The organism is Burkholderiales bacterium, assembly GCA_036262035.1.
In the GTDB taxonomy this organism is placed as follows: domain Bacteria; phylum Pseudomonadota; class Gammaproteobacteria; order Burkholderiales; family SG8-41; genus JAQGMV01.
Genome location: DATAJS010000013.1, coordinates 436023 through 461879, shown reverse-complemented (window position 1 = coordinate 461879; position 25857 = coordinate 436023). Strand labels below are relative to the sequence as shown.

Here is a 25857-nt window from a genome sequence, read left to right as displayed (position 1 = left end):
CCGGGCCCGGCTCGACGCCGGCGCTTTGGCTGCTTCCGGGCTACTTCTGCTGCTTGTCTTTCGCGTGGGACTTGCCTTCCTGCTCCGCCTTCTCCATCTCGCGCGCTTCCTGCTGGTTCTTCGGCTTCGCTTTCTGCGCCGCCTCGTCTACCTTGCCGGACTCGATGAAATTCTTCGTCCGCTCGTTGTAGTCGGCCGTCGCTTTGTAGTTGCCTTCGCCGTGTTCCTTGTCCTTCGGGTTCATTGCGCATCTCCTTGAGATCGACCGTGACTTCGCAGCAAACGGCATGCCGGTGGGCTGGAGCTGGTAACGTAGCGACTGCGCGTTCACGCAACCGAGCCGGAAAGGAGGCGCCATGCCGTTCTACGAGAGAGGTAACGTCCGCATCGCGTACGAGGAAGCCGGGAAGGGGTTCCCGCTGCTGGTCATCGCCGGCGGCGGACTGAACTCCACGATCGCGTGGGCGAAGAACAACGCGCCGTTCAACGCCATGACCGAGCTCAGCAACGAGTATCGCGTCATCGTCACGGACTTGCGCAATGCGGTCGGCGGGCAGTCGACCGGTCCGCTCGAAGTCGACCGGCCGTGGGACTCGTACGTCGACGACCTGCTCGGCCTGATGGATCACCTCGGCATCAAACGCTTCATGGCGCTGGGCTACTGCATCGGCGCGCCGTACATCTGGGGCATGGTGAAGCGCGCGCCGGACCGGATCGTCGCCGCCGTGCCGGCGCAGCCCGTCGGCTGGAACAAGGAACACCCGCTGTACATGCGCGAGCTCAGCATGAAGAGCTGGGCGCCCGAGCTCATGAAGCGCGACCCCAAGGTCACGCCCGACATGATCGAGAAGTTCCTGGTCAGGATGTTTCCCAATCCCGACTGGCTGTTCACCGTGGACAAAGACTTCGTCCGCAAATGCCAGACGCCGATGCTGGTCCTGCTCGACAGCAGCCCCGGGCACCCGTACGACGTGGCGTACGAAACCGCGATGCTCGCGCCGAGATCGGAGCTCGGTCCCTACCCGTGGAAGGAACCCAAAGAGCTGATCCCGATCGCGGTGCGCCAGGTGCGCTCGTTCCTGCGCGCGCATCGTCCGGAAGCGTAGAGATCATGGGATTCCTGTCCGCACGCGTCGCGCGCGCCCGACTGACCGCCTCTGCGGCGGCGACACAGCGCGTGCGCGAGCTGCGCGCGGCCGGCGTGGACATCGTGGCGCTCACGCAAGGCGAGCCCGACTTCAACACGCCCGATCACGTCATCGAAGCCGCGTATCGCGCGATGCACGCGGGCCAGACGCACTACACGCCGGTCGACGGAACGCCCGAGCTGAAGGCGGCGATCGTCGAGAAATTCCGCCGCGAGAACGGGATCGAATGCCGTCCGGAGAACGTCTCCGTCGGCGCCGGCGGCAAGCAGATCCTCTACAACGCGCTGATGTCGACCCTCGATCCCGGCGACGAAGTGCTGATCCCGGCGCCGTCGTGGATCGCGTATGCGGACCTCGCGCAATTCGCGGAGGGCGTGCCGCGCATCCTGCCCACGCGCCCCGAAGACGGTTTCAAGCTGCGTGCCGAGGATCTCGAGCGCGCGATCACCTCGCGCTCGAAGTGGCTGATGCTCAACTCGCCTTCGAACCCGACCGGGGCGGTCTACTCGGAAGCGGAGTATCGCGATCTCGCTGCGGTACTCGAGCGCCATCCCGGGATCTGGATCATCAGCGACGAGATCTACGAGCACATCCGCTACGACAGCGCGCCGTGCGTGTCGTTTGCCACGGTGGCGCCGCAGCTCGCGGCCCGCACGCTGACGGTGAACGGCCTCTCGAAGTCCTTCGCGATGACCGGCTGGCGGCTGGGATACGCGTGCGGCGCCGCCGAGCTGATCGGGGCGATGCGGCGCATGCAGGGGCAGAGCACGCTCAACCCGTCATCGGTCAGCCAGGCGGCGGGGGTGGCGGCGCTGACCGGCCCGATGGACATCGTGGTCGAGCGCTGCGCGGAGTTCCGGCGGCGACGCGACTTCATCGTGCCGCGCCTGTCCGCCATCCGCGGACTGCGCTGCACTGCGCCGCAAGGCGCGTTCTACGTCTACGTGTCCTGCGAGGACTGGCTCGGCCGGCGCACGCCCGAGGGACGCGTGCTCGAGAGCGATGGCGACGTCACCGATTACCTGCTGTCGCAGGGCATCGCGGTTCCCAACGGCGAGGGCTACGGACTCTCTCCCTACTTTCGGGTCTCGTTCGCCAGCGCGATGGGCAACCTGGAAGAAGCCTGCCGCCGGATCGAGGCGGCTGCGCAGCGGATCATGTAAGCGTCGCGCGCAGTCGCTGCTCGGACGATCCCGGCCCGCCGTCTTCGGGAACGAGCGGCGCGGTGAGCCTGCCGCCCTCGAGATACAGACCCATCGGACGGCCGCGCGCATCGAGCCCGGTGTAGTTGTCGAGCACCGGCGGCAGCGCGGGACCGTCGTCGCACGACAGCCACAGGCGCAGCAGGTGGCGCCTCGCCTCGGGCTGCGCATGATCCTCGTAGTGGGTGCGTGAATGAAAGAGGTAATGGTTGCAGACGAATTGAAGGTCGCCGACCTCGAGCTCCATATCGAGGTGAAGCTCCGGGCTTTCCGCCAGCGCATCGAGAAAGTCCATCGCCTCGGTGAGCGCCGCTGAGATGCGAGGCACTTCTTCGAAGCGTTGCGCCTTGCGTATGGCGCTGCGCACGTACGAAGCGATCATGAGGCCCTGGTGCGGGTTGAAGACCGGCAGCGTGTACCACGGTCCCTTGCCGGGCGGGATCTCGCCGCGGCGATCGCGATAGGTCACGCCCATCAATACGCGCACCAGGTCCGGGCGCCGTTCCAGCATCTCGTTGTAAAGGGTCGTCGAGCTCACCAGGCTGCTCAGGCCGCCCGACTTCGCGGTGCGCACACAGAGCAGGCCGACGAGATCGGCGCCGTCGGTGTGATAGGGCAGGCGGACGTTGGTCTGGTATCCGCGGGACGTCGGCTGGCTGTAATCGAAACCCAGGTCGGTGACGTGCCCCAGCGCGTGCCCGGCGGCATTCTGCGATACCGCCCGCCCGAGGTGCGCCCCGATGCCGAAATAGCCGATGGCGCGCTGGCGCGCGGTGAGCCCGTCCGAAGGGAAGCCGCGCAGCAGGCTGAAACCCCGTCCTCGCAGCAGATCTTCGCGGACGCGGCGCAGCGTGCCGCCGAGCCGCGGCAGCGGAAACGCTTCAGGCCCGATGTCGGTCACGTCCAGGCCGCGCGCCTCCACCGCCGCGATCGCGGCGAGCAGCTCCGCCGACTCGTCGGCTGACAACACGTATGTCCACTCTTCGGGGCGGCGCGCCAGTTCCGGGCCGTACCACGCCTGCGGCGTGCTCATTCGATGCAGCGGCCGGTCGGCGGGAACGGGCTCGATGGGGACGGACTCGAACGTTTGTTGCATCGCTGCTGACCTCGTGCGGGATGTGGAGTATATGAGGGGCGTCGGATCACGATGATACGACGCTGGAGGAGGCACGACATGGGAACGCACTGGAACCAACCGCCGGGAGGAGTGCCATGAGCAAGCCCGTGATCCGCATCGCGCCGAACAACCAGGTGTTCGACCTTCCGGTCATCGTCGCCATCGAGGAAGGGCTGTTCGAAGCCGCCGGCCTCGACGTCAGTTTCAGCGCGACGCATGCCGACCGCGAACGGGATGCCGTCGGCCAACCCGTCATGAGCCGTTTGAAGGAGCAGATGTTCGATTGCGGCTCGGCGGACAGTTACAACGTCTGCGAATGGGCGAGCATCGACCGCCTGGAGCGGGGCGCGCGCAGCGGGAACATCGCCGCGTTGCGCGCAGCGATCGCCGCGCAGGCGATCCTCACGTTCGACGAGCGGCTCCAGACCGCGCGCGACCTGGCCGACGTGCCGATCGTGGTGCAGGAGCTCACGGGCTCGCATTACACCACGCTGCAAATGCTCGAGAGCGCGGTCGGCGCCGATCATGTCCGCATCGAGCACGGCGGCCTGCCGCAGATGCGCTGGGGCGCGCTGAAGGACGGCAGCGCCCGCGCGATCACGGTCATGGAGCCTTTCATCAGCCTCGGGCTGAAAGCCGGCGCGCATATCATCGCCGCCTCGTTCTATCGCGGCGGCGAGGTGATCGCGGCCGATCTCACGCCCGAGCAGCGCAAGGCGTACTACGACGCGGAGAACCGGGCGGTCGACCTGATCAACGGCGATTTCTACAAGTACGCCCACCACGTGACCGCGCATGCCAGGGGCGAGCTCGCACCCCGCGAGCTCGGGCGCGCGTTCGTGCGCTACAAGCACGTGGACTACTACGATCCGGCGCTCTTCAACCGCGCCTACGCGTGGATGAAAGCGCGCGGGCTGAGCGACGGCCGCAGCGAGCACTCGGCGCTGGTCGGCTGATCGAGCTCAGAACTCGACCTTGATGCCGGACGCCTTCACGACTTTCGTCCACTTGCCGATCTCGTTCGCGACGAATGCGCGGAATTGATCGGGCGTGCTGCCGATCGGCTCCGCGCCGTCGGCGAGGAAGCGCTCGCGGATCGACGGCTCGCGCACGACCTTGACGGCTTCGTCGTGCAGCCGCGCGATGACGGCTTTCGGCGTGCGCGCGGGCGCGTGGATGCCGAACCACGCCACCGCGATCACGCCGGGTATGCCGGACTCTACGACCGTCGGCACTTCGGGAAAGGCGGGCGAGCGCTTTTCGGTCGTCATCGCGATGAGGCGCACCCTGTTCGACTTCACGTAGGGAACCACCGACTGCAGCGTCGGGAACATGAGCTGGAACTGGCCCCCGAGCAGATCGGCGAACGCCGGCCCCGCGCCCTTGTAAGGGACGTGCAGCATCTTGATGTGCGCCTGGACCATGAGCAGCTCGCCGGCCATGTGCACCGGCGTGCCGACGCCGCCCGAGCCGAAGTTGAGCGCGCCCGGTTTCGCCTTGGCCAGCTCCACGAGCTCCTTGACCGAGCTCGCCGCCACCGAAGGGTGAACCACGAGCGCAACCGGAACGCTGGTGATCTGCGTGACCGGCGCAAAATCGCGCAGCGCGTCGTACGGCAGCTTGGGATAGAGCCCGGGCACGATGCCGAACGTGGTGTCGCTCATGAGCAGCGTGTAACCGTCGGGCGTCGCCTTGGCCGCGAGGTTGGTGCCGAGCGTGGATCCCGCGCCGGAACGGTTGTCGATGACGACCTGCTTGCCGAGGCGTTCGGAGAGCATGGGCACGATCTGCCGCGCGGTCACGTCGGTGCCGCCGCCGGGCGGATACGAGACGATGAGGCGCATCGGGCGGTCGGGGTATTCGGCGCAGGCGAGATTCATCAGGCACAGCGCCGACAACAGCATCAGGAGTATTCGCATCGCGGCCCCTCCGTTTTCTCGATCGTGTCGGGATTGCTTCGTCACAGCGTTCCTCGCGATGACCACAGCGATGTCAGCGCGAGGCGCGGGCGGGCGACGTGGCGATCCTGTGGCGCACGGGGTCGCTAATCCGCCTTCACATCCGCCGCCTTGATGAGCCGCCCCGCTTTTTCGGCGTCGGCTTTCATCACCGCGGCGAATCTCTCGGGTGTCGTCGGCGCCGGGTCGGCGCCCAGCCCCAGAAGTTTCTCGCGCACGTCGGGCTGGCCGAGGATGCGCAGGACCTCGGCATTCAGCCGGTCGACGATCGGGCGCGGGGTGCCCGCCGGCGCCATGAGCCCATACCAGTTGTTGAACTCGTAGCCCGGAAGCGTCTCGCCGATGGTCGGCACGTCGGGCAGCACCTGCGCGCGCCGTGTGTTGGTGACCGCGAGCACCTTGAGCTTCCCCGCTTTGATGTGCGGCAGGGTCACCGGCGCGCCGGTAAAGAGCATTTCGATCTGGCCGCCCAGGAGATCGGTCACCGCCGGGCTGCCGCTCTTGTACGGCACGTGCACGATGTCGATCTTCGCCGTCATCTTCAGCAGCTCGCCGCACAACTGGTAGACGCTGCTGCCGGACGCGAAGTTGAGCTGGCCCGGCCGCGATCGGGCGAGCACGATGAGCTCGCGAATATTCTTCGCCGGCAGCGACGGATGCGCGACCAGCACGCTCGCGACGTTGGCGATCATCGTGATGGGCGCGACGTCCCGCACCGGATCCCAGGTCATCCGGCTGTACAGGAACTGATTCATCGTATGCGTGCTCATCGAGCCGAAGAGCAGCGTGTAACCGTCGGCAGGCGCCTTGACCGCGACTTCGGAGCCGATGTTGCCGCTCGCACCGCCGCGGTTGTCGACTAGGATCTGCTGCCCCGAAGCTTCGCCCAGCTTCTGGCCCAAGATGCGCGCGAGGATGTCGGTCGTCCCGCCCGCGGCCCACGGCACGATCATGCGTATGGGTTTTGCGGGATAGCTTTGCGCGCTCGCAGCGGACGAGAGCGCGAGCGATGTGAAGAGCGCTGCCGCGAGGAATCCACGCATCGACGAATTGCGTACGGCCTCAGTGATGACGCTATACTTTTTCGTTTGGGATGCACATCATGAAAGCACCCGGTGACTGCCGCAATCTAGAGGACGTGCGCGCAGCCGTCAATGCGATCGACCGCGACCTCGTCAAGCTGCTCGGCAAGCGCGCGAAGTACGCGATGGCCGCGCTGCGCTTCAAGACCGATTTGAGCGAGATCGCCGTGCCGGCGCATCGCAAGCGACTCTTTGCGCAGCGCCGCGAGTGGGCCGCCGCGCAGGGTGTGAACCAGAAGATGGTCCAGGCAATCTTTCAGGCGATCGTCGACGAGTCCAGGCGGCTGCATCTCGCGGGTTTTCGCGCGAGGCGCAAAACGTCCTAATGCTTCGCAATGAACCCGAGGACGATGCGATTGAACGCTTCAGGGTCTTCCCAGTATGACGAGTGACCGGTTTCGGGGATGACGGCCGATTCCGCCTTGCTCATGCGAGCCGTGAACATGCGCAGCACCGAAGGCGGCATGTAGAGATCGGCGTCGCCGGCTATCAGGAGGGTCGGCACTGCGAGCGCTTCGAGCTTCGCCCAGGTGACGGCTCTTTCGGGCTTCAGCGTAAATCGCGCCTCGGCCTCGGCCGCGCTCGACACGGGTGCGCTGTCGACCGGGGACTTGCGCCGGGATACGGCCAGCCATCGCGCCGCGCCGGCCGGGTTCGCTGCCCGGTAAGAGGGACCGAGCTCGCGGAAATCCACGGGCAGCGCTTCGAATTGCGGCGACGGGCGGATGCGTTTGCCCATCTCGACATAGTCCTCGTCGGTCACGTTGCCGTGACTGTTGGCGATGACGAGACTGCGCACTTTCTGCGGATAGGCCAGAACGTACTGGAACGCGGTACCGCCGCCGAGCGCCGTGCCCAGGAGATGGAAGCGGTCGAGGGCGAGCCGGGTCACCAGCGCATGGATCTGATCCGACCAGTCGCGCGCGCCGGATTTCCTGTCGGCGCCCCGGTAGTCGATCGCGATGAAGCGGTAGCCGGCTGCCAGGAAGGCGGGAATCTGATGCTCCCACGTCATGCTGTTGCCGGACGCCGCGTGGAGGAACACCATCGGCACGCCGTTGCCGCCCGAGTCCCGATAGAACACCGGTCCGGTCGAGACCTCTACAACGGCATCGACGACCCGCCCTTCAGCCGCCGGACGATCGTTCCGCGTCATACAAAAGCTCCGAAGGGGATGAAAGCAGTATACGGTTTCCCGCGCTATTTGATCTGCCGCGCGCGCGGCATCAGCCACGCCAGAATCACCATACCCAGCGCACCGGCGATGCCCATCGCCGCCACGGCGCCGCGCGAGCCGAGCGCCGCGGCGAGCAGGCCGATCAGCACGCTGCCCGCGGTGGAGAGCATCTGGCTCATGTTGAACAGCGCCATGGTGCGGCCGCGATAGGCCGGCGGCGAGTGCGTTTGCACGACGGTGTGCACCAGCGCGTTGGCGTGGACATGGCAGAGTCCGGTCACGGTCATCGCGACGATGGCGAGCCAGTACCACGGTGAGACGGCGAACACCACGAGCGCCAGGCCGTACACGATCGACGCGTCGATCATGACCTTGCCTCGCGTGAGCCGGTGACCTGCGAACGCGATGGTGGCCGCGCTCATCAGTGCGCCGACGCCCATCGCGGCCAGCATGAAACCCTGTCCTTCGGCGCCCACCTTGAGCAGGTCCCGCGCGAACACCGGAAGCAGCGTGACGAACGGGAACATCAGGGCGCACACGATCGTCGTGGTGAGTATCCCCGCGCGCACGTTCTGGTTGTGCCAGGAAAACTTCCAGCCCTCGACGATGCTGCGTGCGAACGATTCCTGCCGCGCCGTCATGGCCTTGCCGTCGGCATGCGCATGCGGGGCGAGCTGCGCCGTCCAGACCACCGCGATGAACAGGCAGGCGGCCTGCACCGCGAACGCGCCGCCGGTGTCCACCATCGCGATGATCGCGCCCGCCAGCGCCGGCCCGAGGAGCCGCGACCCGTTGAAGATCAGCGCGGTGACGCCGATGGCGTTGGTCAGCATTTCGAGCGGGACGGTGTCGGTCACGATCGCCGAGCGCGCAGGCTGCTGGATCGCCTGCATCACGCCGGTCGCCACCGCGATCGCATAGACGTGCCAGGGCACGACATGGCCGCTGAATATCAGCAGTGCCAGAACCGCGAACGACAGGCCCTGCATCGCCTGTGAGACGAGCAGCAAGTTCTTGCGCGAATAGCGGTCGGCGGCGGTGCCGGCGAGCGGCGAGATCAGCAGCGTCGGGATGAACTGGATGCCGCGCACCAGTCCGAGCTGCACGACCGAGTCGGTGAGCTGGTAGATCAGCCATCCGCGGGAGAGCTCGTCCATCCACATCCCGATGTTGCCGAACACCTGGCTGCCGCAAATCAGGCGGAACTCACGGTAGCGCAGAGCCTTGAATGCGCGATGGGTGCGGATGGTCGAGAAGAAGGAATTCATTGCCGGGCGCAGTCTACAGCACGATGCTATCGTCGAGATCTTCCGCGGACGGAGGCAGTGACGTGAACGAGCGCGACTTCACCATCGAGCGAGGCGGCAAGGCGATTCCCGGCGTGGTCTGGCAGCCGGCCGAAGCCGCCGGTGCGCAGCCGCTGGTGCTCATGGGCCACGGCGGCAGCGGCCACAAGCGCAGCGCCAAGATGCTGCGCATGGCCGAGATCTTCACCGGTTACGGCTGGTGGGCCGCGGCCATCGACGGACCGGTGCACGGCGCGCGAGGTCCGGTCACCGACGCGTCGCATCCGGCTTATCGCGCGATGTGGACGCGCCCGAACGTGGTGCAGGACATGATCGACGACTGGACGGCGGTCCTCGATGCGCTGACGGCGCTGGACGGCATCGACAGGACCCGCATCGGCTATTGGGGCGTGTCCATGGGCACGATGTTCGGGCTGCCGTATGTCGCGAGCGATGCGCGCATCCGCGCCGCGGTCCTCGGCAAGGCGGGCATGCGGGGGAGCAGCGTCACGCGCAGCGGCATCGACCGGCACTTCAGGGCCTACGCCGGGCGCGTCACGGTGCCGGTGTTGTTCACCGTCCAGTGGGACGACGAGCGCTTCGACCGTGACGGCCAGTTCGAGCTGTACGAATCCCTGGGCTCGACCGATAAGCGCCTGCACGCCTGGCCCGGGCTACACGCCGACGACGGACCCGAGGCGCTCGAGGCGAGCGCCGCTTTTCTGCATCGCTACCTGAGCTAGCGCCGGCTTGCGGCGTGCTGCGGCACCACCGGTGCGGCGATCGGAACACCGCGGCAGCGCACGACCCAATACGCGACGAAGAGCCCGACCGCGACGCATGCGGCCGCGGCCAGCATGCGGTCCGGATGCAACAGCACCACCAGCGCGCACGCCGCAAGTACTGCGCGCAACGCGAGATCGAGCACCCGCACGACCGAGAACCGGGCCTGGATGCTGAAGGTGATACCGATGGTGGCGGTCAGCAGAAGCACCAGCGCGCCGAGCTGCGCCCAGCCGGGCTCGAGCACCAGCTCCGGCCGCGTGAAGACCCCCGCCATCAGCACGAACAGCGAGACGCAGACCTGGATCGCCCGAAAGAGCGTCTGCATGAACGGCGCGTCCGCGATCTTCGCGGTCACGGCGGCGGCGACCGAGGTGGGCGGCGTCAGCTCGCCCCAGACGGCGAGAAAGAAACAGAAGAAGTGCACCACCCACGGGTTGACGCCGACCTTGATCATCGGCGGCACGATGACGAGCGCGGTGATGATGTAGGTCGGGGCCGGCGGAAGCCCGGTGCCCAGCAGCGCGCCGAAGAAGAACGCCATGATCGCCATCGCGGCGAGGTTCACGCCCGCGGCGTCGATCATCAGGGCGCCGACCTTGGTCGGGACGCCGGTGATCACGAACGCGCCCGTCATGATCGAAAGCGTCGCGAGCAGCAGCGTCAGGTCCGAGGTCATGCTCGCGAAATGATCGACGGTGCGCCCGAGCGGCGCGATCAGCGAGCGCCACGAGAGGCCTTGCGTGCGCGCCGTGACGGTCACGTGGGCGACGATCAGCCCGGCCGACACCGCGACGAACATGTACAGCGCCGCGAACATCGGAGCGAGGTGCAGCGTCGCCATCAGGCTGACCAGGCCGGCCACGACGACCACGAAAGCGGCCATGTTGAACCAGTCCGCGGTGCGCATCGGCTCGACGGACAACACGCCGAGGCGCGCGCTGTAACGCGTCGACAGGAGGTACACCGAAACGCTGACGCCGGCGTAGTAGACGAGCGCCGGCGCGTAGCCGCGCGCGACGACGTCGAAATAGCTCACCCCGAGAAATTCCGCCATGAGAAAGGCGGAGATGCCCATCACCGGCGGCATCAGTTGACCGCCGAGCGAGGAAGCCGTCTCGATGGAGGCGGCTATCGTGCGCGGCATGCCGGCGCCGATCATGGCCGGAATCGTCGCCGAGCCGACCGTGATGGCATTCGCCGCTCCGCTTCCGCTCACCGTGCCGACCGCCATCGAGCCCAGCACCGCCGACTGCGGCAGCGCGTGCGGCGAGCGCACGGCGATCAGCTTCGAGGCCCTGAGGATCGATTCCACGCAGCCGAACGCGCGCAGCACCGAGAGCACCAGGATGAACGAGCCGATCAGCGTCAGCGCGAGCTGCGGCAGGCTCGAGTACACGCCCGTCGTCATCTCGAGGCTCATCGCGGTCACCACGCGCTCCCACGTCAGACCCGGGTGATTGAACATCCCCGGCACGTGTCTGCCGTACACGGCATAGAGCACGAGGACCAGGTTCAGGATGCACAGCTCGCGATAGCGCTGCCACGCATAGATCGTCACCAGCGCGACCATGAGCGCGCCGAACACGAGGTCGGTGCCGTTCCAGATGCCGGCCCGCACCGTGCCGATCTCCTCGTACTGCCAGTTCATGTACGCGGCGATCGCGATGCACGTGACGGCGTACAAGAGCGCGATGCCGTACTGGACGGCAGCGGGCAGCTTCGCATGGAACTCGTTCTTGCGCAGCGCGTCGAGCGTATAGAGCACGAACGCCACGGGGACCAGCGTGTTCGCGAGCAGCACCGGCCCGCCCTCGGCGGACCAGTAGTAGTAGAAAAGATAGAGGAAGAAAAACGTCGCGGTGACGTAATAGATCCAGTCCACGGCAACACGCCGCGGCGCAGGATGGGCAGCCGGATCGCTCATGGCAAGCTCATACGAAGGAAAAAGGCGCCGGGCGCGCGCGCCCGGCGCAGGTGTCGCCGCTGCGGCTATTTCTTCGCCACGCGCGAATCCCACTTGGCGTCCCAGACGCCTTTCTCGCGCATGTATTTCGCCAGCCCGGGATGGATCGGCACCAGGTTCGCCGCCGCCGTCACGCCGCGCTTCTGGAATCCGGGCATGTCCTTCGCGATCTGCGAGAAGCTCTTGTCGGCCTTGACCAGCTCGCCGAGGTTCTTCTCGATGGTCTTCAGCATCTGGTAGACGTCGTCTTCCGGCACCTCGAGCCCGACGTGGAAGCCGTAGTAGAACGGCAGCAGGACCACCTTGTCGGAGTGAACGTCGCGGCCGAAGACCTGCGGCTTCTCTTCGAGAACGGCGAAGCCCGCCTTCCTGAGCGTGGCGATCTCGTCGGGGCTGGGATTGAGCGCTGCCCAGTCGGTGGCGAGCGAGGCCTCGGTGATCCAGGGCGGCACCGAAGCCTCGCCGTTGCTGTAGAGACCGAACCCGTCGATGCGGCCGCTCTCCAGCAGCGATCCGGCCGCGCTCAGATCGACCTGGCGATACTCGTACTTGATGCCGAGCGCCTCGAACGCGCGCTCGAGCTGGGCGCGGGTGTCCCAGGGCGGCAGGCCGGTGAAGAACGGCTTGCCGGCGATATCGTGCCAGCTCTTGAACTTCGCCCGATTGCGCGCGTGGACCGCGAGCCCCATTTCGACGGTGTAGGTCCAGAACGACTGCACCGGCTGGCGCTTCATGCTCGCCTTGAAGCCCTTGAAGCGCTTGGTGTCGTTGGCAAGCTCGTAGAAGGCGATGTCGGCGCCGTAATAGCCTTCGAACTGGCCGGTTGCGTAGCCTTTCACCGAGACGACTGCGCCGGGGGTGGGCTGAACCGTGAAGCGATACTTCGGCATCTCCCGGTTCAGGAGATTGGCGAGCGGAACGAGGGCCTTGTGACCCGCCGAGCCGACCGCCGAAGTACCCCAGGGGATTTCCTTGACCTGCTGAGAAAAGACCGCGGTGCTCCAGACCATCATGAGCGCTGCGGACAGTACCGCCATTGCACGCTGCAACATGTCGGACCTCCTCGTCGATCACGGAGGCTCTGCGGCCCTCCTGGCGGCCAGTGTAATACATTACGTATCGCAACCGGGAGATGCCGATGAAAGCGATCTGGCTTGCGTTGTTGTGCTGCGGGAGCGCATGCATCGCGGCGGAGAGACCGGAACCGGCCGACGGCTTTCCTTCGAAGCCCATCCGCTGGGTCGTGCCCTTCACGCCCGGCGCGTCGACCGACCTCATCGCGCGCACGATCGGCCAGCGCCTCACCGAGATCTGGGGCCGGCAGGTGATCGTCGACAATCGCCCCGGCGCGGGCGGCGCGATCGGCGCCGAGATCGTCGCGCGTGCGGCGCCCGACGGCTACACGGTGCTGCTCGCGACCGTCGGGCCGAACATCGGCAATACGCTGCTCCTGAAGAAGCCGGCGTATCGCGTGGAAGATTTCGCGTACGTCGCCATCGCGGCCGACAATCCCATGGTCCTCGTCGTCAATCAGTCCTTCCCGGCGAAAACGACGAGCGAGTTCGTCGATTACGTGAAGGCGCACCCCGGCAAGGTCAACTGGGCTTCCGCCGGGGTGAACAGCACGCCGCACATCAGCATGGCGATCTTCGAAGCGGCCACCGGTGTTGCGCTCGTGCACGTTCCCTACAAGGGCGGAGCGCTGGCCATGATCGACGTCGTCAGCGGCCAGGTCGCGGGCATCCTCACCTCGGTTGCGACCGCCGAGACCCAGATTCGCCAGGGACGCGTGCGCGTGCTCGGCGTGGCAGGACCGAAACGCCAGCCGGCGATCCCCGACGTGCCGACGTTCGCGGAAGTCGGCATCAGGGACGCCGAATCGCCGAATTTCTACGGCATGGCCGTGCCGGCGCGCACGCCGCGCGCGACCGTGCGCAAGCTCAACGCGGGCGTGAACGATTCACTCGCGCAGCCCGACGTGCGCAAGCGTCTCGGCGATCTCGGCATGGACATCGTCGGCGGCTCGCCGGAGGACGCCGCGAAGTACGTGACGACGCAGGTCGAGCGCGTGCGCGGCTTGATCAAGGCCGGCGTGCTGACGCCGCAGTAGCTCGAGGAGACGCAAGCGATGGCGACGTTCGTGCTGGTCCACGGTGCGTATCAGGGGGGCTGGATCTGGAAACCGGTCGTCGACCGCCTGCGCGCGGCAGGGCATGTCGCGTATGCGCCCACGCTCGACGGGTGCGGCGAACGGCGGCACGCGGTGCGGCCCGGCATCACAGTGGCCACGCACGCTCAGGAGATCGCCGACTTCCTCTTCTACGAAGACCTGCGCGACATCGTGCTCGCAGGCACGAGCTCGGGCGGCATGGTGATCGTGAAAGCGGCGGAGCTGGCGCGCGAGCGTATCGCCCGCCTGAGCTTCGTCGATGCGCTTGCGCTGCTGCCCGGCGAGCGCGTGGACGCGATCACGAACCGGGCGACGCCGCGGGAAGTCGACGAGGTCACCACCGCGCCCTCGCGCGCGGACGCCGAAGGCCGCATGTTCAAGGATCTCGAGCCGTCGGTGCGCGCCTGGGCGCTCGACCGCATCACGCCGCACCCGATCGCGGCGCTCGAAGCGCCGATGGTGCCGACGAGCTTCTGGGACCAGCAGTGGCCGGCGTCCGTCATCCGCTGCACGCAAGCCCTGAATCCGCCCGAGGCGCATCAGCGCCGTATCGCGCAGGAGCTCGATGCGTCGTACCGCGAGATCGACACCGGCCACTACCCGATGCTGAGCGCGCCGGACGACCTCACGAAGCTGCTGCTCGAATAAAGCGTCGCTATGCGGCCAGCGCGACGTGTCGGGGCGGCTCAGCTTCTGAAGAACCCGGCGGCGCTGCATGCCGACGGCGTATTCGGTTACGATCGGGAGTTTGATCACAGGGGGAATACACATGTCCAAGGTCGAGTCGACGCCCGAGATGGCATCGAAGATGTACGCAGCGATGGAAGCGCGCCTGGCGATCGTTCGCAAGCGCCTCAACCAGCCACTCACGCTCGCCGACAAGATCCTCTTCGGTCATCTCGACGATCCCCGGAACCAGCCGCTCGAGCCGGGTAAGGCGACGCTCTTTCTGCGTCCCGACCGCGTCGTCCTCCAGGACGTGCTCGGCCAGAGCGCTTTCCTCCAGTTCATGCAGACGCGCCGCGCCTCCGTGGCGGTGCCGACGAGCGTCCATTGCGACCACCTGATCCAGGCGCGCACGGGTGCGACGTCCGACCTGAAGGAATCGATCGCCGAGAACAGCGAGATCTACGATTTCCTCAAGTCCGCGGCGGCGAAATTCGGCGCCGGCTTCTGGGGACCGGGCGCGGGCATCATCCACCAGGTCGTCATCGAGCAGTACGCTTTCCCCGCCCACATGATCATCGGCACGGACTCGCACACTCCGAACGCGGGCGGCGCCGGCGCGTGTGCGGTCGGCGTCGGCGGCGCGGACGCGGTCGAGACGATGGCGGGGCTGCCGTGGGAGCTTCTGCACCCGCGCCGCGTCGCCGTCTACCTCACCGGCAAGCTCTCGGGCTGGACCGCGCCCAAGGACGTCATCCTGTGGGTCGCCGGCCAGCTCACCGTGTCGGGCGGCACCAACTCGATCATCGAATACATCGGCCCCGGCGCGCGCACGATCAGCGCCACGGGCAAGGCGACGATCTGCAACATGGGCGCGGAAGTCGGCGCCACGACCTCGCTCTTCCCGTACGACGAGAAGATGGCCGCCTACCTGCACGCGACCAACCGCGGCGCGCTGGTGCCCATCGTCGAGAAGAACAAGCACCTCCTCGAGCCCGACGCGGAAGTGGAAGCGAGCCCCGAGAAGTACTACGAGCGCGTGCTCAAGCTCGATCTCTCCACGCTCGAGCCGTACATCGTCGGGCCGCACTCGCCCGATCGCGCCCGCCCGCTGTCGAAGCTCAAAGAGGAGCTCGTCGACCCGAAGAACGCCTTCGTCGACACGATCTCCCAGGTGCTGATCGGCAGCTGCACCAACTCGTCGTACGAAGACATGAGCCGCGCCGCCGACGTCGCGAGCCAGGCGCACGCGCACGGGCTCACGCCGGCCGCGTCGCTGATGGTCACGCCCGGCTCGGAGCAGGTGCGCGCGACGATCGAGCGTGACGGCCAGATGGCCGCGCTCAAGGAGGCGGGCGCCGTCGTGCTGGCGAACGCCTGCGGTCCCTGCATCGGACAGTGGCGCCGCACCGATCCCGTGGCGGACAAGCCGAACTCGATCGTCACGTCGTACAACCGCAACTTCCCCGGACGCAACGACGAGCGCACCGGCACGATGAACTTCATCGCGAGCCCGGAGATCGCCGTCGCGCTGTCGCTCGCGGGCAGGCTCTCGTTCGATCCGCAGACCGATACGCTCACCGGGAAGGACGGGAAGCCTTTCAAGCTGAACGCGCCGGGCGTCGCGCCCGAAGTGCCGGCGAAGGGCTTCACGCCCGGCGTTCCCGCCTACGTCGAGCCACCCGCGGACAGCAGCAACCTCAAGATCGAGATCCCCGCGAACAGCGAACGCCTCCAGGCGATCGAGCCGTGGGCCGAATGGAACGGGCTGGACATCGGCAGTGCGCCGGTGCTCATGAAGACCAAGGGCAAGACGACGACCGACGATATTTCCCCGGCCGGCTCGTGGCTGCGCTACCGCGGACACCTCGGCAAGTTCAGCGACAACCTGTTGCTCACCGCGGTCAACGCCTACGACGGCAAGCGCGGCACGACGATCGACGTGCTGTCGGGTCAGCGCGACCAGAAGATCCCGGTGGTGGCCCGCAACTACAAGGCGCAGGGGCTCACCTGGGTCATCGTCGGCGATTCGAACTACGGTGAAGGCTCGAGCCGCGAGCACGCGGCGCTGATCCCGCGTCTGCTCGGCGGGTCCGCGGTCATCGCGCGCAGCTTCGCGCGCATACACGAGTCGAACCTGAAGAAGCAGGGCTTGCTCGCGCTGACGTTCAGCGATCCGGCGGACTACGACAAGATCCGCGAAGGCGACCGCGTATCGCTGACCGGTCTCTCGGACCTGACGCCGGGCAAGCCCGTCACGTGCCAGGTCGAGCACGCCGACGGCACGACCACGCTGCTGGCGCTGAAGCACACGTTCACGGCTTCGCAGATCGAGTGGTTCAGGAAGGGCTCGGCGCTGAACACGATGCAGCACTGAGAACGAGGAGAGGGCGCGCCGCCGTTTCAGCCCAGATCGGCGATACGCGGCGCGACCTCTTCGGCGAGCAGCCGCAGGCTTTCGTGATCCCAGGCGGGATCGTCCGAATCGGCCGTCACGCAGAGCAGGGTGCCGAAGCCGCCGGTCGTTTCGTACAGCGCGCGGATCTTGTCGGCGCACTCCTGCGGGTCTCCCACGATCCACAGGTTCTCCATCAGATAGTCGACGTCGACGGCGTCATCGGCCATCGACGGATCGACCTTCATGATCTGCATCTGGAGGGTGCCGGCGCGGCTCGGCCGTTGATGCACGTCGTAATTGCGGCCGAGCACGGCGCGCGCGCGCTCGCGCGCTATCGCGGGTGTGGGCCCGACGAAGATGTCGCGGGCGATTCTCCAGTCGCTGCGATTCGGCGTCAGGCCCGCGCTCTTCGCGCCCTCCACCACGGTCTCCCAGTGCCCCGGCAGGAACGCACTCGACAACAGCGAGCTCGACATCGGCGACCATCCGCGCGCGCCCGCGACTTTCAGCGAACCCGATCGCGGCGTGCTCGCGGCGACTGCGATCGGCGGATGCGGCAACTGCATCGGCTTCATGTGCAGCCCGCGTTCGGTCACGGGATTGAATTGCGGCGCCTCGATGCGGAAAAAATCGCCCCGATGCGAGTACGAGCTGTCGCTACGCCAAAGCCCGAGCACCACCTCGAGCGCTTCGAATGAGCGGCCGCGCGCCTCGGCCGGGTCGAGTCCCATCAGTTTCATGTCGGTCGGGATCCCGCCGAGCCCGATCCCCCAGTTGAAGCGCCCGCGCGCCAGGTGATCGAGCATCGCCACCCGATGGGCGAGATAGACCGGCTCGTGCATGGCGAGCAGGGTGACCCCGGTGCCGAAACGGATCCGTTCGGTCAACGCCAGCGCTTTGGCGATCAACAGATCGGGTGACGGCGCGTTCTCCCATTTCTCGGTGAAGTGCTCACCGAGCCACGCTTCGGCGAACCCCAGCTTGTCGGCCAGCACCAGCTGCTCGATATCGCGGTCGTAGCAATCGGCGATCGCGCGATAGGACGGATGCAAAGGCATCATGAACAGGCCGAGGCGCATGCTTGAAGCTGTCTAAAGCACGCCGTCGGCTTTGAGCGCGTCGAGCTGCGCCGCATCGACGCCGAGCCAGTCCTGAAGCACCGCGGCGGTGTCCTGCCCCAATGCCGGCGAGCCTTTGATGCGCACCATCTTGCCGTCGACGCTCACCGGCCACGTCGCCATCTTGTACTCGCCGTTGTGGTGCTTCACGGTCTGCATGAAGCCGCGCTCGACGAAGCTCGGCTCGTTCTGCAGCTCCAGCGTGTCGAACACCGCACCGGCCGGCACGCTGACTGCGATCAGCTTCTCCATCGCCTCGCGCTTCTCGTACCGGCTCGTCCATTCGCCGATGATCGCATCGAGCTCCTTCTCGTTCTGGGCCCGTGCCTCGCCGGTGGCAAAGCGCGGATCGGTGCTCAGCTCCTCGCGCCCGATCAGCTTCGCCAGCCGCGTGAAGTGCTCGGGGTTCGCGCGGCTGCAGGTGATGTAGACGTAGTCGTTCGGCCCGCCGCCCCTGGTCGGGAAGATGCCGGTGGGTGCGTTGTTGCCGCCGCCCGGCTTGGCGCCGTTGCGCGGCGTCGGTTTGCCGGTGCGCGCCATGTTCGAGAAACACGTGCGCATGTAGTGGATCATCGCGTCCTGCATCGCGACCTGAAGCCGGCGCCCCTGGCCGGTGCGGTTGCGCTCGATGAGCGCGCCGAGAATCGTCGCGCCCATCAGCATGCCGGTGCCGGTGTCGCCGAAGGAGAGCCCCGGCTTGACCGGCGGGCGGCCGGGCTCGCCGGTCACGCTGATCGGGCCGCCGGCGGCCTGCGCGATCATGTCGAAGGCGAGTCCCGCCTCGTGCGGGCTGCCGCTCGCGAATCCCTTGATCTGGCAGTAGACGATGCGCGGATTGATCTTCTTCACCGACTCGTAGTCCAGGCCGAGCCGCTCGATCGTGCCGGGCGCCATGTTCTCGGTGACGATGTCGGCTTTCGCGATCATGTCCCTGACGAGCTGGAGCCCGCGCGCGGACTTCAGGTTGATCGCGATCGACTTCTTGTTGACGTTGAACTGATAGAAATACCAGGGGTCGTCGTCGGGCTTGCCGGGGCGGAGCCGCCGGCCGGGATCGCCGCGCCCCGGGTTCTCGATCTTGACCACCTCGGCGCCGAACCAGGCCAGCATCTCGCTGCAGGTCGTGCCCGCTTCGAACTGGGTGAAATCGACGACTTTGATGCCCTGAAGGAAATTGAGATCCTGCGTGTTCTCGCTCATTGGTGCTCCTCTCGAGAAATGCAGCGGCGGGACGGATAGCGTGCACCGGATCGGGCGCGCCGGCAACGCCTGGGCTCTACTGCCGCGGATCAGCGGGAGGATTCACCTGAGCCGCCTGAGCGCACGTCGTTCAGACGGCGTGCACTCTCGAGCTTCTGCAATTCATCAAGCCGGTTGAACACGGCATGGGTTGCGCGCAAAACTCCGCGCGGGCGCGGCGACTGCGCTTCCGCGAGCATGCGGTCGAGTAACCTGCCTCGATGCCACGCTTCGCAGGGTTCGAGAATGAATTCGAAACGATCCTGAGCGCCGATGATCCGTGTCATGGCGGAAATTGTGCTGGGGCAGACGCCGTCGAGGACAGGATTTCCAAAGGCGCGGCAGGTCTATCCGACCGGCCAGCGCTCGCGGCGCCAGCCCATGTCCCAGAACATCCACTCGTAACGGCTCGTCGTCGTGAAGTGGCGGCGCATCGCAATGCGCTCGGTCTCTCCGACACTCGCGGCGACCTCGTTCATGGCATCGAGCACCGCGCGCACGATGCTGCCGAACTCGTCGGAGCCGTAGGTGCCGATCCAGCGGGCATACAACGTATTCGGCGAGCCCGCTTTTGTGAGCGTCTTGCCGACCTCCCAGTAGATCCAGTAGCACGGCAGCAGCGCGGCGAGCGCCTCGTGGAAAGGCCGGCCGTGTGCCACCGCGAGCAGGTAGTGCGTGTATGCAAGCGACGTGGGCGCGAGCGGTGTGTTGAAGACGTCTTCGGGCGTGAGCCCGAATTCCTGGAAGAAGCCTTCGTGCAGCGTGCGCTCCACGCGCAACGCGCCGGCCGCGTGGTCGCTCAGCATCACGATCCAGTCGTCCTTGGGCGCGTGCGCCGCGGCGATCGCCAGCGAGCGCGCGAACTCGCGCAGATAGAGCGCGTCCTGCACGGCATAGAACTCGAACGACTCGAGCGGCAGTGAGCCGTCGGTCAGGCCGGCGATGAACGGGTGGCGCAAGATCGCGGCATAGATCGGCTCGATCGACTGCCAGAGCTTGTCGGTGAATACAGGCACGTCATTCCCGCGAATGCGGGAATCCAGGTCAGCGGACGTCGTCGACGGGGCAGGCCCGTCATTCCCGCGACGGCGGGAATCCATTTTGTCTTTCGAGCTTTCGGAACTCATCCGGTCCTCTGCCAGAAATGATCCAACACCGCCACCTCCCCGCGCCCAGGACGATACGCATGCCTCAACGCCCCATGCACATAGTCGGTAGCGGCTTCGCAGGCCTCGGGCAACGCCTTGCCGAGACACAGATTCGCCGCAATCGCCGACGCAAGCGTGCAGCCGGTGCCGTGGCCCTCGACGTCGATACGTTCGTGTCTGAATTGTCTGCTCGTGCTCGAGTCGCGATAACGATCGACCATTCCGTTGCTGCTCTTCAGGTGACCGCCTTTCAGCAGCAACGCCTGCGTGCCCAACGCCCGCAATGCGTCCAGCGCTGCTTCAGCATCTGCGTCGTCGTTTATCGGCTTGCCGAGCAGCAACTCCGCCTCCGGTATGTTGGGCGTGAGGATTGTCGCCAGCGGAAACAGTCGCGTGCGCAGCGCATCGAGCGCGTCCGGCTCGAGCAGCCGCGCGCCGCTGGTCGCCACCATGACAGGATCGAGCACGACAAAGGCGGACCGGTGCCGCCCGAGCGCATCGGCGACCGCATCGATCACTTCCCTGTTGGCGAGCATCCCCAGCTTGACCGCGCCGATACGAAAATCACCGAAACACGCATCGATCTGCTCGCGCAGGAAAGCCACCGGCGGCACGTGCACTGCCGCCACGCCGCGCGTGTGCTGGGCGGTGAGCGCGGCAATCGCGGAAAGGCCGTGCAGGCCGTGCGCGGCGAAGGTCTTGAGATCGGCTTGAATGCCGGCACCGCCGCCGGAGTCGGAGCCGGCGATGGTTAGAACAGTGAGCGGACGGGGGTCGGGGAAAGACATCACTCCACCTGCGTATCTATGGGCGATCATAACGCGAGCGCAAACCGCTGATGCTTGAGAGGGCTCCCATGCACATCCCGGCACAAGGAGACATCTGGTGCCGACTACAGAAGCTGTTCAGAGACGCGTCACAACCATCGCGACGGTCTGTCGAATTCTTATGGAAGACTCTGACGCGTTTCCGCGGATGTTCGTGGCGGACTGACCATTAGGAGCAGGGGCAAGTCAAACTCAAACCCGCGGTGCTGTAACTGCTGAGTAAGTAGCGGGCAGGGGTCTGGACCACGGGCATGTGAAAGCCGGTCGTTTAATGGCTGAATTTGGGCTCGCAATCCGTGATTAGACGGTATTAGAATCAATTACTTACACTCTATTGTGAGCTGGCGTAAAAAAGGCGTCTCTCTTAAGCCACTCATCTCGTATGGAAGCGTTGGCGCAACCGACGGACTCAGGATCTCAGGCTACAATTATTGCTTTTGCGGGTTTGGTCGGCGCGGACCGCCGCACTTCTTACTAAGAGGATGAATGAGCTGGACTGCTGAAAAATTTTCCGGCAACGTCGTCATCGTCGGTGATTTCAATCCAGCCGTATTTTCTCCCGCTTGGCTCGAGCGTAACCAGTTGATTGGCGAAGCCGACGCGCGTACTGCGGTCGAGGACGACGACCTTGTTGTAAGCCGTAGGGCGACGCAAATTAAAACTGATGCATTCACGCTGCAGGTTATGCCCGGAAAATTGATTGTTCAGAGCGAGCCATTGACCCCGGTAGTCCGCGATCTCGCAGTCGGCTCACTTCTGCTGCTTTCACATACGCCTGTACGCGCTCTCGGCCTGAATTACATGGCGCATTACAAGCTTCGCAGCTGCCGGGAGAGAACGAGCCACACCAGCCTACCTTTCGCGACATTATCAGGCAGCGCTCCTCAGAAGAGAGCGATGAGCTGGAAACGTTGACGATCATATTGCGGAGATAGCTCTCGAATGGGTGAATCCGCAAGATGGCGACCTCGTCGTCCCCGGCGCCGTTTTTCTATTGGACGCTGTACAAGGAAACGAAGCGCGGCACAATTCGAAACGCGCAAGAGCTTCGCTTCCGACGCGTTCCGAATTGGACGAAGCGAGAGGTTGAGCAGATCTTCAACCGCGCAGATGAAGCATTGGAGCGCGGGCGGGTGAAGAACAAATTAGCCGACTAAACACCGTCGTGGGTCATGCGTGATTACGGAGCGGCACCCGAAGCACACGAAATTGAGGTAACTGTATTCGGCCCCGGTTACGGCGAGGCAATAGCGGTTCATCTTGGCAGCGGCCAGTGGATGCTCGTCGATTCCTGCGAGCCACTCGACACAAAGATCCCAGCGTCTCTCGAATATCTTTGCGCAATCGGCGCGCCGGCCGACGCCGTCCGGGTCATTGTTGCCTCACACTGGCATGACGATCACGTCAGAGGGCTCTCAAAGCTACTTGACGCATATCCTCAGGCAGATCTTTTTATCTCGAGCGTATTTAGCGATCGCGAAGCTTTGGCTTTTGTCGAAGGTAATGGCGGCCCCATAGCTCCGAGCCTTACGCGAGGCACAAAGGAACTCGCGGCTGCCATTGGCAAGACACGGAATTTCTATTTCGCCGATCAGCGGACGATTGTCTTCGAGGAGACGCTATGTGGGCGAAGCGTGCGCGTTCTCGCGCTTGCGCCGAATGCCGCCGCGCAGGCCGTAGCGCTAACACATTTTGCTACGTATGTGCCGATCGCTAACGCACCTGTTATGCACGCGCCGGAATTGAAGCCTAATATCGAGGCGATTGTTCTGCACGTGGAATTCGGCGAGGAAGCAGTGCTTCTCGGCTCGGATCTGGAAGACTACCCGCAATGTGGATGGGCCGCTTTAGTTTCGAACGCGTGGTGTCTACAAAGACGTCGGGCATCTGCTTACAAGGTTGCTCATCACGGTTCTAAGACCGGAAACCACGTTGGAATTTGGTCACACCTAGTGCAACAGCAGCCGGTGGCGGTTCTGACACCATTCGTTAAGGGTTCTGTCAGCTTGCCCACCGCTGATGATCGGACTCGTGTGAGATCGGACGCTGAGGCGGTCTATATCACTTCCACATCGAGCCGCCGCGCGCGTATCGCAACTGACCAGTTGCGACGCATGCGCGCAATTGCTGACAAGATAACGCCGGTGAACTCTGGATTCGGCGCAGTCCGACTACGCAAGCAGCACGGCTCCGCGGGATGGCGGGTGGAACTCTTTGAGGATGCGCGGATGCTTTAGCGCTTCCGCCATCAAGTTGGCTCGCAAGCCATTCTAGGGACGCTACTACGCGTTGGGCTACGCGAGAGACGGATCCGCAATCGATACTAGCGCTGGTTCACTGAACCCCGCTTCTAGTCCCCTGGCGCTTGCGCGACTAGGTCAATCTCCGACGCCATCAGCCCTCTCGTAAATCGCTCCACCTCCGCATCGGCCGGCATCAATACGGCTTCCACACCAGAAAGGTAGGATACCTTCAGCGCCATCGTCTACGCGCGCGCCACGCCACTGCCACGACACGGTTTAAAGCGGTACGGGTCCGCGTAGATGCGGTTGGTCGTCGCGAGCTCGTCCGCTCGTAAGCGTCGAAGTACTACGCACGTATCCGGGAATGAAATTGGTCTGGTTGTGCGGTGCGTTACCACGCACCCTACGAGAACGTGCGGTAGGGTAGAAACTATCGCCCCACCAATTCGAGCGTGACCACCTCGAACGGCCCCAACGCGATCTGCGTTTCCTCTCCCGCACGAAACGCCCACCGAACATTCCGATCCCACGGGCTCGTGGCATCGAATTGCCGCGGTGATCCGGCCGGCAGCTCGAGCGCCGCCGCCACATCGATCGCGATGGACTGCGGCCGATCGCTTGGATTGCGCAGCGTCACGATCCCCTTCTTCGGCGACCACGACGCCCAGCCGTAAGGCTCGAGGCGCGACGGGTCGCCGCCGATCCAATGGGTGTCGACCAGCGTCTCCGCATTCGTCCGCGACCATTTCGCGGCTTCGGCGATCGCGTCCCAGTTCTCTCGCGAGAGCAGCGATGGCGTGATGTACATCTCCTGTAGCTGCGTCCCGGTTCCGAAGTAGGAACGAACCTCCGACCGGAAATCGTTCCCGGGATCGGTGTTCAGGTTCTTGACGTGCCGCGCGCAGATCAGTCCGTGCAGCATGACCGAGTTGAGCGGGAACAGCGCACCCGCTTTCACGACACGCTGATACGTGTCGGCATCCCGATAGGTGATCCAGCGTTGACGGCTCGTGCCGACGCCGGCGAAGCCGTGATCCTCTCCCCCGCGCCAGATCGAATCCGCGTAGCGCAGCCAGAACGGCGACGGATAGGTGCCCACCGTGAGATTCACGTAGAGATCCGGGCTCGAAGCGCGCAGCTCGCGGATCAGGTGTATCGCGGCGTCGAAATCGCTGTCGAACGGGCTGCCCGGCGCGGTGCTCGCCGCGTCTCCGGTGCCGTCGAGCTTGAACTGGTTCACGCCGTACTTGCGGATCATTTCGACGCACGTGTCGCGAAAGCGCTTGTAATAGACCGGCCCCGACAGCGCGAATCCGCGCTCGTTGGTCTCGAAGCCCAGCGCGCGTCCATACGCGAGGCGTTGCTCCTTCTGTTTGTTGTAGCCGCCCCACGGCGACATCCACACGCCCGGGGCCGCGCCGTACTTGCGCGTCGCGTCGCGGACTTTGCTGAACCCGTTCGGGAACCCCGAATGAAAGCGCCACAACGTGGTGGGATCGTCCCATCCGTCGTCGAAGAGGAACGAATCGAGCGTGACGCCGCGCTTGTCGTGCAGCTCCCTTCCGAACGCGTTCACCGCCGCCAGCGCGTCGCGCTCGCTGAATTGCGATGCGAACCCGATGTCGTACCACGTGTTGTAGTGCAGGAACGTTCGGTACCGGTGCGCCCGCTCCCGCTCGATGTACGCCAGGAAATCGCGCCGCAACTGACCCGTCCGTGTCACACCCACGACGGAGCTCAGCTCCAGCGTCGTCCCCGGTCGCAGCGGCAGCGTCCTCGCCATGCGACAGCGCACCCGATCGCCGTCGACACCGTTGTTCGCGAGCGGATGCTCGAACGCGAAGTACGACTCTTCGTTCACGACGATCGGCGACCCGCGCACCGTCCCCGAAACACGCGCCTGTGGTGCGTTGAAGTCGAACAGCGAGATCTCACGCAGCGCGACGTCGCCCTTCAGCGCACGCAGGGAGAACTCCTGCCGCAGGTACTTCGCGTCGTCGTGGAGCGTCGCGCGCCAGACAACCTCTATTCTCCCGTCGGGATCGCGCAGCGTCGCCGAGACTTCCGACCGCGACACACGCGGATCGCCGGCGATCCGGAACGCGCTCGCGGGAATCGGCGACGGCGCATTCAGCGTGAAAAGCTCCGCCGGGACGGGAAGACTCGCTCCACGCAGCCTATTCTTGAGCGTGGATGGCTTGATCGTGTTGTCGGCGATCGTCCACGTCGCGGCGATCGACTCGTTGCTCAGCGTGAGCTCGCGTCCCGTTCCCCCGAGAGGCATGGCGGCGACGCCCAACGCGAACCGACCACTGCGATCGAGAAACTC

General features: G+C 65.5%; 24 protein-coding genes. 10 read left to right on the top strand and 14 right to left on the bottom strand.

The window, feature by feature from the left end; translation table 11 throughout:
- Nucleotides 1-40: 40 nt before the first annotated feature.
- Nucleotides 41-244, bottom strand: a complete 204-nt coding sequence (locus VHP37_17680; GenBank protein ID HEX2828190.1) for a hypothetical protein — start codon at nt 242-244, stop codon at nt 41-43.
- A 112-nt stretch (nt 245-356) separates the two neighbouring features.
- On the opposite strand from VHP37_17680, the gene VHP37_17675 reads away from it, so the two are divergent.
- The gene (locus VHP37_17675; protein HEX2828189.1) at nt 357-1106 is read left to right on the top strand and encodes an alpha/beta hydrolase; all 750 of its coding nucleotides are present in this window, start codon (nt 357-359) and stop codon (nt 1104-1106) included.
- Between the two features lie 5 nt (nt 1107-1111).
- Nucleotides 1112-2311 (top strand): pyridoxal phosphate-dependent aminotransferase, encoded by a 1200-nt coding sequence (locus VHP37_17670; GenBank protein ID HEX2828188.1) that lies wholly within the window; start codon nt 1112-1114, stop codon nt 2309-2311.
- Here the strand turns inward: VHP37_17670 and VHP37_17665 are convergent.
- The gene (locus tag VHP37_17665; protein ID HEX2828187.1) at nt 2304-3446 is read right to left on the bottom strand and encodes a TauD/TfdA family dioxygenase; all 1143 of its coding nucleotides are present in this window, start codon (nt 3444-3446) and stop codon (nt 2304-2306) included. The genes VHP37_17670 and VHP37_17665 overlap by 8 nt on opposite strands.
- Nucleotides 3447-3562: 116 nt before the next feature.
- Here VHP37_17665 and VHP37_17660 point away from each other — a divergent pair, with 116 nt between their 5' ends.
- Nucleotides 3563-4423, top strand: coding sequence for a hypothetical protein (locus VHP37_17660; protein HEX2828186.1), 861 nt, complete (start codon nt 3563-3565; stop codon nt 4421-4423).
- Between the two features lie 6 nt (nt 4424-4429).
- Here VHP37_17660 and VHP37_17655 read toward each other — a convergent pair whose 3' ends face one another.
- Both VHP37_17655 and VHP37_17650 read right to left on the bottom strand, forming a co-directional pair.
- A complete protein-coding gene (locus VHP37_17655; GenBank protein ID HEX2828185.1) occupies nt 4430-5386 on the bottom strand; it encodes a tripartite tricarboxylate transporter substrate binding protein in 957 nt (318 codons plus the stop codon).
- A gap of 125 nt (nt 5387-5511) precedes the next feature.
- Nucleotides 5512-6468: a tripartite tricarboxylate transporter substrate binding protein gene (locus VHP37_17650; protein ID HEX2828184.1), complete on the bottom strand. Its 957-nt coding sequence runs from the start codon at nt 6466-6468 to the stop codon at nt 5512-5514.
- A 59-nt stretch (nt 6469-6527) separates the two neighbouring features.
- On the opposite strand from VHP37_17650, the gene VHP37_17645 reads away from it, so the two are divergent.
- Complete coding sequence (locus VHP37_17645; GenBank protein HEX2828183.1) at nt 6528-6833, top strand: chorismate mutase; 306 nt, start codon at nt 6528-6530, stop codon at nt 6831-6833.
- Here the strand turns inward: VHP37_17645 and VHP37_17640 are convergent.
- Nucleotides 6830-7663: an alpha/beta hydrolase gene (locus VHP37_17640; GenBank protein ID HEX2828182.1), complete on the bottom strand. Its 834-nt coding sequence runs from the start codon at nt 7661-7663 to the stop codon at nt 6830-6832. The genes VHP37_17645 and VHP37_17640 overlap by 4 nt on opposite strands.
- A gap of 44 nt (nt 7664-7707) precedes the next feature.
- A complete protein-coding gene (locus tag VHP37_17635; GenBank protein HEX2828181.1) occupies nt 7708-8952 on the bottom strand; it encodes an MFS transporter in 1245 nt (414 codons plus the stop codon).
- 62 nt (nt 8953-9014) lie between these two features.
- On the opposite strand from VHP37_17635, the gene VHP37_17630 reads away from it, so the two are divergent.
- The gene (locus VHP37_17630; protein ID HEX2828180.1) at nt 9015-9713 is read left to right on the top strand and encodes a hypothetical protein; all 699 of its coding nucleotides are present in this window, start codon (nt 9015-9017) and stop codon (nt 9711-9713) included.
- Here VHP37_17630 and VHP37_17625 read toward each other — a convergent pair.
- Both VHP37_17625 and VHP37_17620 read right to left on the bottom strand, forming a co-directional pair.
- Nucleotides 9710-11680, bottom strand: coding sequence for a TRAP transporter fused permease subunit (locus VHP37_17625; protein HEX2828179.1), 1971 nt, complete (start codon nt 11678-11680; stop codon nt 9710-9712). The two genes, VHP37_17630 and VHP37_17625, sit on opposite strands and share 4 nt — an antisense overlap.
- Before the next feature lie 65 nt (nt 11681-11745).
- On the bottom strand, nt 11746-12771 hold the full coding sequence (locus VHP37_17620) for a TAXI family TRAP transporter solute-binding subunit (GenBank protein HEX2828178.1): 1026 nt from the start codon (nt 12769-12771) through the stop codon (nt 11746-11748).
- 86 nt (nt 12772-12857) lie between these two features.
- Here VHP37_17620 and VHP37_17615 point away from each other — a divergent pair, with 86 nt between their 5' ends.
- The 3 genes from VHP37_17615 (at nt 12858) to VHP37_17605 (ending at nt 16932) form a co-directional block, all read left to right on the top strand.
- Complete coding sequence (locus VHP37_17615) at nt 12858-13829, top strand: tripartite tricarboxylate transporter substrate binding protein (protein ID HEX2828177.1); 972 nt, start codon at nt 12858-12860, stop codon at nt 13827-13829.
- A gap of 18 nt (nt 13830-13847) precedes the next feature.
- The gene (locus VHP37_17610; GenBank protein HEX2828176.1) at nt 13848-14537 is read left to right on the top strand and encodes an alpha/beta hydrolase; all 690 of its coding nucleotides are present in this window, start codon (nt 13848-13850) and stop codon (nt 14535-14537) included.
- A gap of 121 nt (nt 14538-14658) precedes the next feature.
- Nucleotides 14659-16932, top strand: a complete 2274-nt coding sequence (locus tag VHP37_17605; protein HEX2828175.1) for an aconitate hydratase — start codon at nt 14659-14661, stop codon at nt 16930-16932.
- Nucleotides 16933-16958: 26 nt separating this feature from the next.
- On the opposite strand, the gene VHP37_17600 is transcribed toward VHP37_17605, so the two are convergent.
- From VHP37_17600 to thiD, 5 genes are all read right to left on the bottom strand, one after another.
- Nucleotides 16959-18032 (bottom strand): LLM class flavin-dependent oxidoreductase, encoded by a 1074-nt coding sequence (locus VHP37_17600; protein ID HEX2828174.1) that lies wholly within the window; start codon nt 18030-18032, stop codon nt 16959-16961.
- A 12-nt stretch (nt 18033-18044) separates the two neighbouring features.
- Nucleotides 18045-19271: a CoA transferase gene (locus VHP37_17595; GenBank protein ID HEX2828173.1), complete on the bottom strand. Its 1227-nt coding sequence runs from the start codon at nt 19269-19271 to the stop codon at nt 18045-18047.
- A gap of 89 nt (nt 19272-19360) precedes the next feature.
- Nucleotides 19361-19597: a hypothetical protein gene (locus VHP37_17590; GenBank protein ID HEX2828172.1), complete on the bottom strand. Its 237-nt coding sequence runs from the start codon at nt 19595-19597 to the stop codon at nt 19361-19363.
- Nucleotides 19598-19657: 60 nt separating this feature from the next.
- Nucleotides 19658-20326: a thiaminase II gene (tenA, locus tag VHP37_17585; GenBank protein ID HEX2828171.1), complete on the bottom strand. Its 669-nt coding sequence runs from the start codon at nt 20324-20326 to the stop codon at nt 19658-19660.
- A 107-nt stretch (nt 20327-20433) separates the two neighbouring features.
- A complete protein-coding gene (thiD, locus tag VHP37_17580) occupies nt 20434-21246 on the bottom strand; it encodes a bifunctional hydroxymethylpyrimidine kinase/phosphomethylpyrimidine kinase (GenBank protein HEX2828170.1) in 813 nt (270 codons plus the stop codon).
- Nucleotides 21247-21771: 525 nt separating this feature from the next.
- Between thiD and VHP37_17575 the strand changes: the two genes are divergently transcribed.
- A complete protein-coding gene (locus VHP37_17575; GenBank protein ID HEX2828169.1) occupies nt 21772-22200 on the top strand; it encodes a hypothetical protein in 429 nt (142 codons plus the stop codon).
- Between the two features lie 257 nt (nt 22201-22457).
- The gene (locus VHP37_17570) at nt 22458-23522 is read left to right on the top strand and encodes an MBL fold metallo-hydrolase (GenBank protein ID HEX2828168.1); all 1065 of its coding nucleotides are present in this window, start codon (nt 22458-22460) and stop codon (nt 23520-23522) included.
- Nucleotides 23523-23958: 436 nt separating this feature from the next.
- Here the strand turns inward: VHP37_17570 and VHP37_17565 are convergent, their stop codons facing one another.
- A complete protein-coding gene (locus VHP37_17565; protein HEX2828167.1) occupies nt 23959-25812 on the bottom strand; it encodes an enterotoxin in 1854 nt (617 codons plus the stop codon).
- Nucleotides 25813-25857: the final 45 nt, after the last annotated feature.

Coding starts and splice junctions, on each gene's coding strand:
- VHP37_17680 (HEX2828190.1), bottom strand. CDS start 244: ATGAACCCGAAGGACAAGGAACACGGCGAAGGCAACTACAAAGCGACG.
- VHP37_17675 (HEX2828189.1), top strand. CDS start 357: ATGCCGTTCTACGAGAGAGGTAACGTCCGCATCGCGTACGAGGAAGCC.
- VHP37_17670 (HEX2828188.1), top strand. CDS start 1,112: ATGGGATTCCTGTCCGCACGCGTCGCGCGCGCCCGACTGACCGCCTCT.
- VHP37_17665 (HEX2828187.1), bottom strand. CDS start 3,446: ATGCAACAAACGTTCGAGTCCGTCCCCATCGAGCCCGTTCCCGCCGAC.
- VHP37_17660 (HEX2828186.1), top strand. CDS start 3,563: ATGAGCAAGCCCGTGATCCGCATCGCGCCGAACAACCAGGTGTTCGAC.
- VHP37_17655 (HEX2828185.1), bottom strand. CDS start 5,386: ATGCGAATACTCCTGATGCTGTTGTCGGCGCTGTGCCTGATGAATCTC.
- VHP37_17650 (HEX2828184.1), bottom strand. CDS start 6,468: ATGCGTGGATTCCTCGCGGCAGCGCTCTTCACATCGCTCGCGCTCTCG.
- VHP37_17645 (HEX2828183.1), top strand. CDS start 6,528: ATGAAAGCACCCGGTGACTGCCGCAATCTAGAGGACGTGCGCGCAGCC.
- VHP37_17640 (HEX2828182.1), bottom strand. CDS start 7,663: ATGACGCGGAACGATCGTCCGGCGGCTGAAGGGCGGGTCGTCGATGCC.
- VHP37_17635 (HEX2828181.1), bottom strand. CDS start 8,952: ATGAATTCCTTCTTCTCGACCATCCGCACCCATCGCGCATTCAAGGCT.
- VHP37_17625 (HEX2828179.1), bottom strand. CDS start 11,680: ATGAGCGATCCGGCTGCCCATCCTGCGCCGCGGCGTGTTGCCGTGGAC.
- VHP37_17620 (HEX2828178.1), bottom strand. CDS start 12,771: ATGTTGCAGCGTGCAATGGCGGTACTGTCCGCAGCGCTCATGATGGTC.
- VHP37_17615 (HEX2828177.1), top strand. CDS start 12,858: ATGAAAGCGATCTGGCTTGCGTTGTTGTGCTGCGGGAGCGCATGCATC.
- VHP37_17610 (HEX2828176.1), top strand. CDS start 13,848: ATGGCGACGTTCGTGCTGGTCCACGGTGCGTATCAGGGGGGCTGGATC.
- VHP37_17605 (HEX2828175.1), top strand. CDS start 14,659: ATGTCCAAGGTCGAGTCGACGCCCGAGATGGCATCGAAGATGTACGCA.
- VHP37_17600 (HEX2828174.1), bottom strand. CDS start 18,032: ATGCGCCTCGGCCTGTTCATGATGCCTTTGCATCCGTCCTATCGCGCG.
- VHP37_17595 (HEX2828173.1), bottom strand. CDS start 19,271: ATGAGCGAGAACACGCAGGATCTCAATTTCCTTCAGGGCATCAAAGTC.
- VHP37_17590 (HEX2828172.1), bottom strand. CDS start 19,597: ATGACACGGATCATCGGCGCTCAGGATCGTTTCGAATTCATTCTCGAA.
- thiD (HEX2828170.1), bottom strand. CDS start 21,246: ATGTCTTTCCCCGACCCCCGTCCGCTCACTGTTCTAACCATCGCCGGC.
- VHP37_17575 (HEX2828169.1), top strand. CDS start 21,772: ATGAGCTGGACTGCTGAAAAATTTTCCGGCAACGTCGTCATCGTCGGT.
- VHP37_17570 (HEX2828168.1), top strand. CDS start 22,458: ATGCGTGATTACGGAGCGGCACCCGAAGCACACGAAATTGAGGTAACT.
- VHP37_17565 (HEX2828167.1), bottom strand. CDS start 25,812: ATGCCTCTCGGGGGAACGGGACGCGAGCTCACGCTGAGCAACGAGTCG.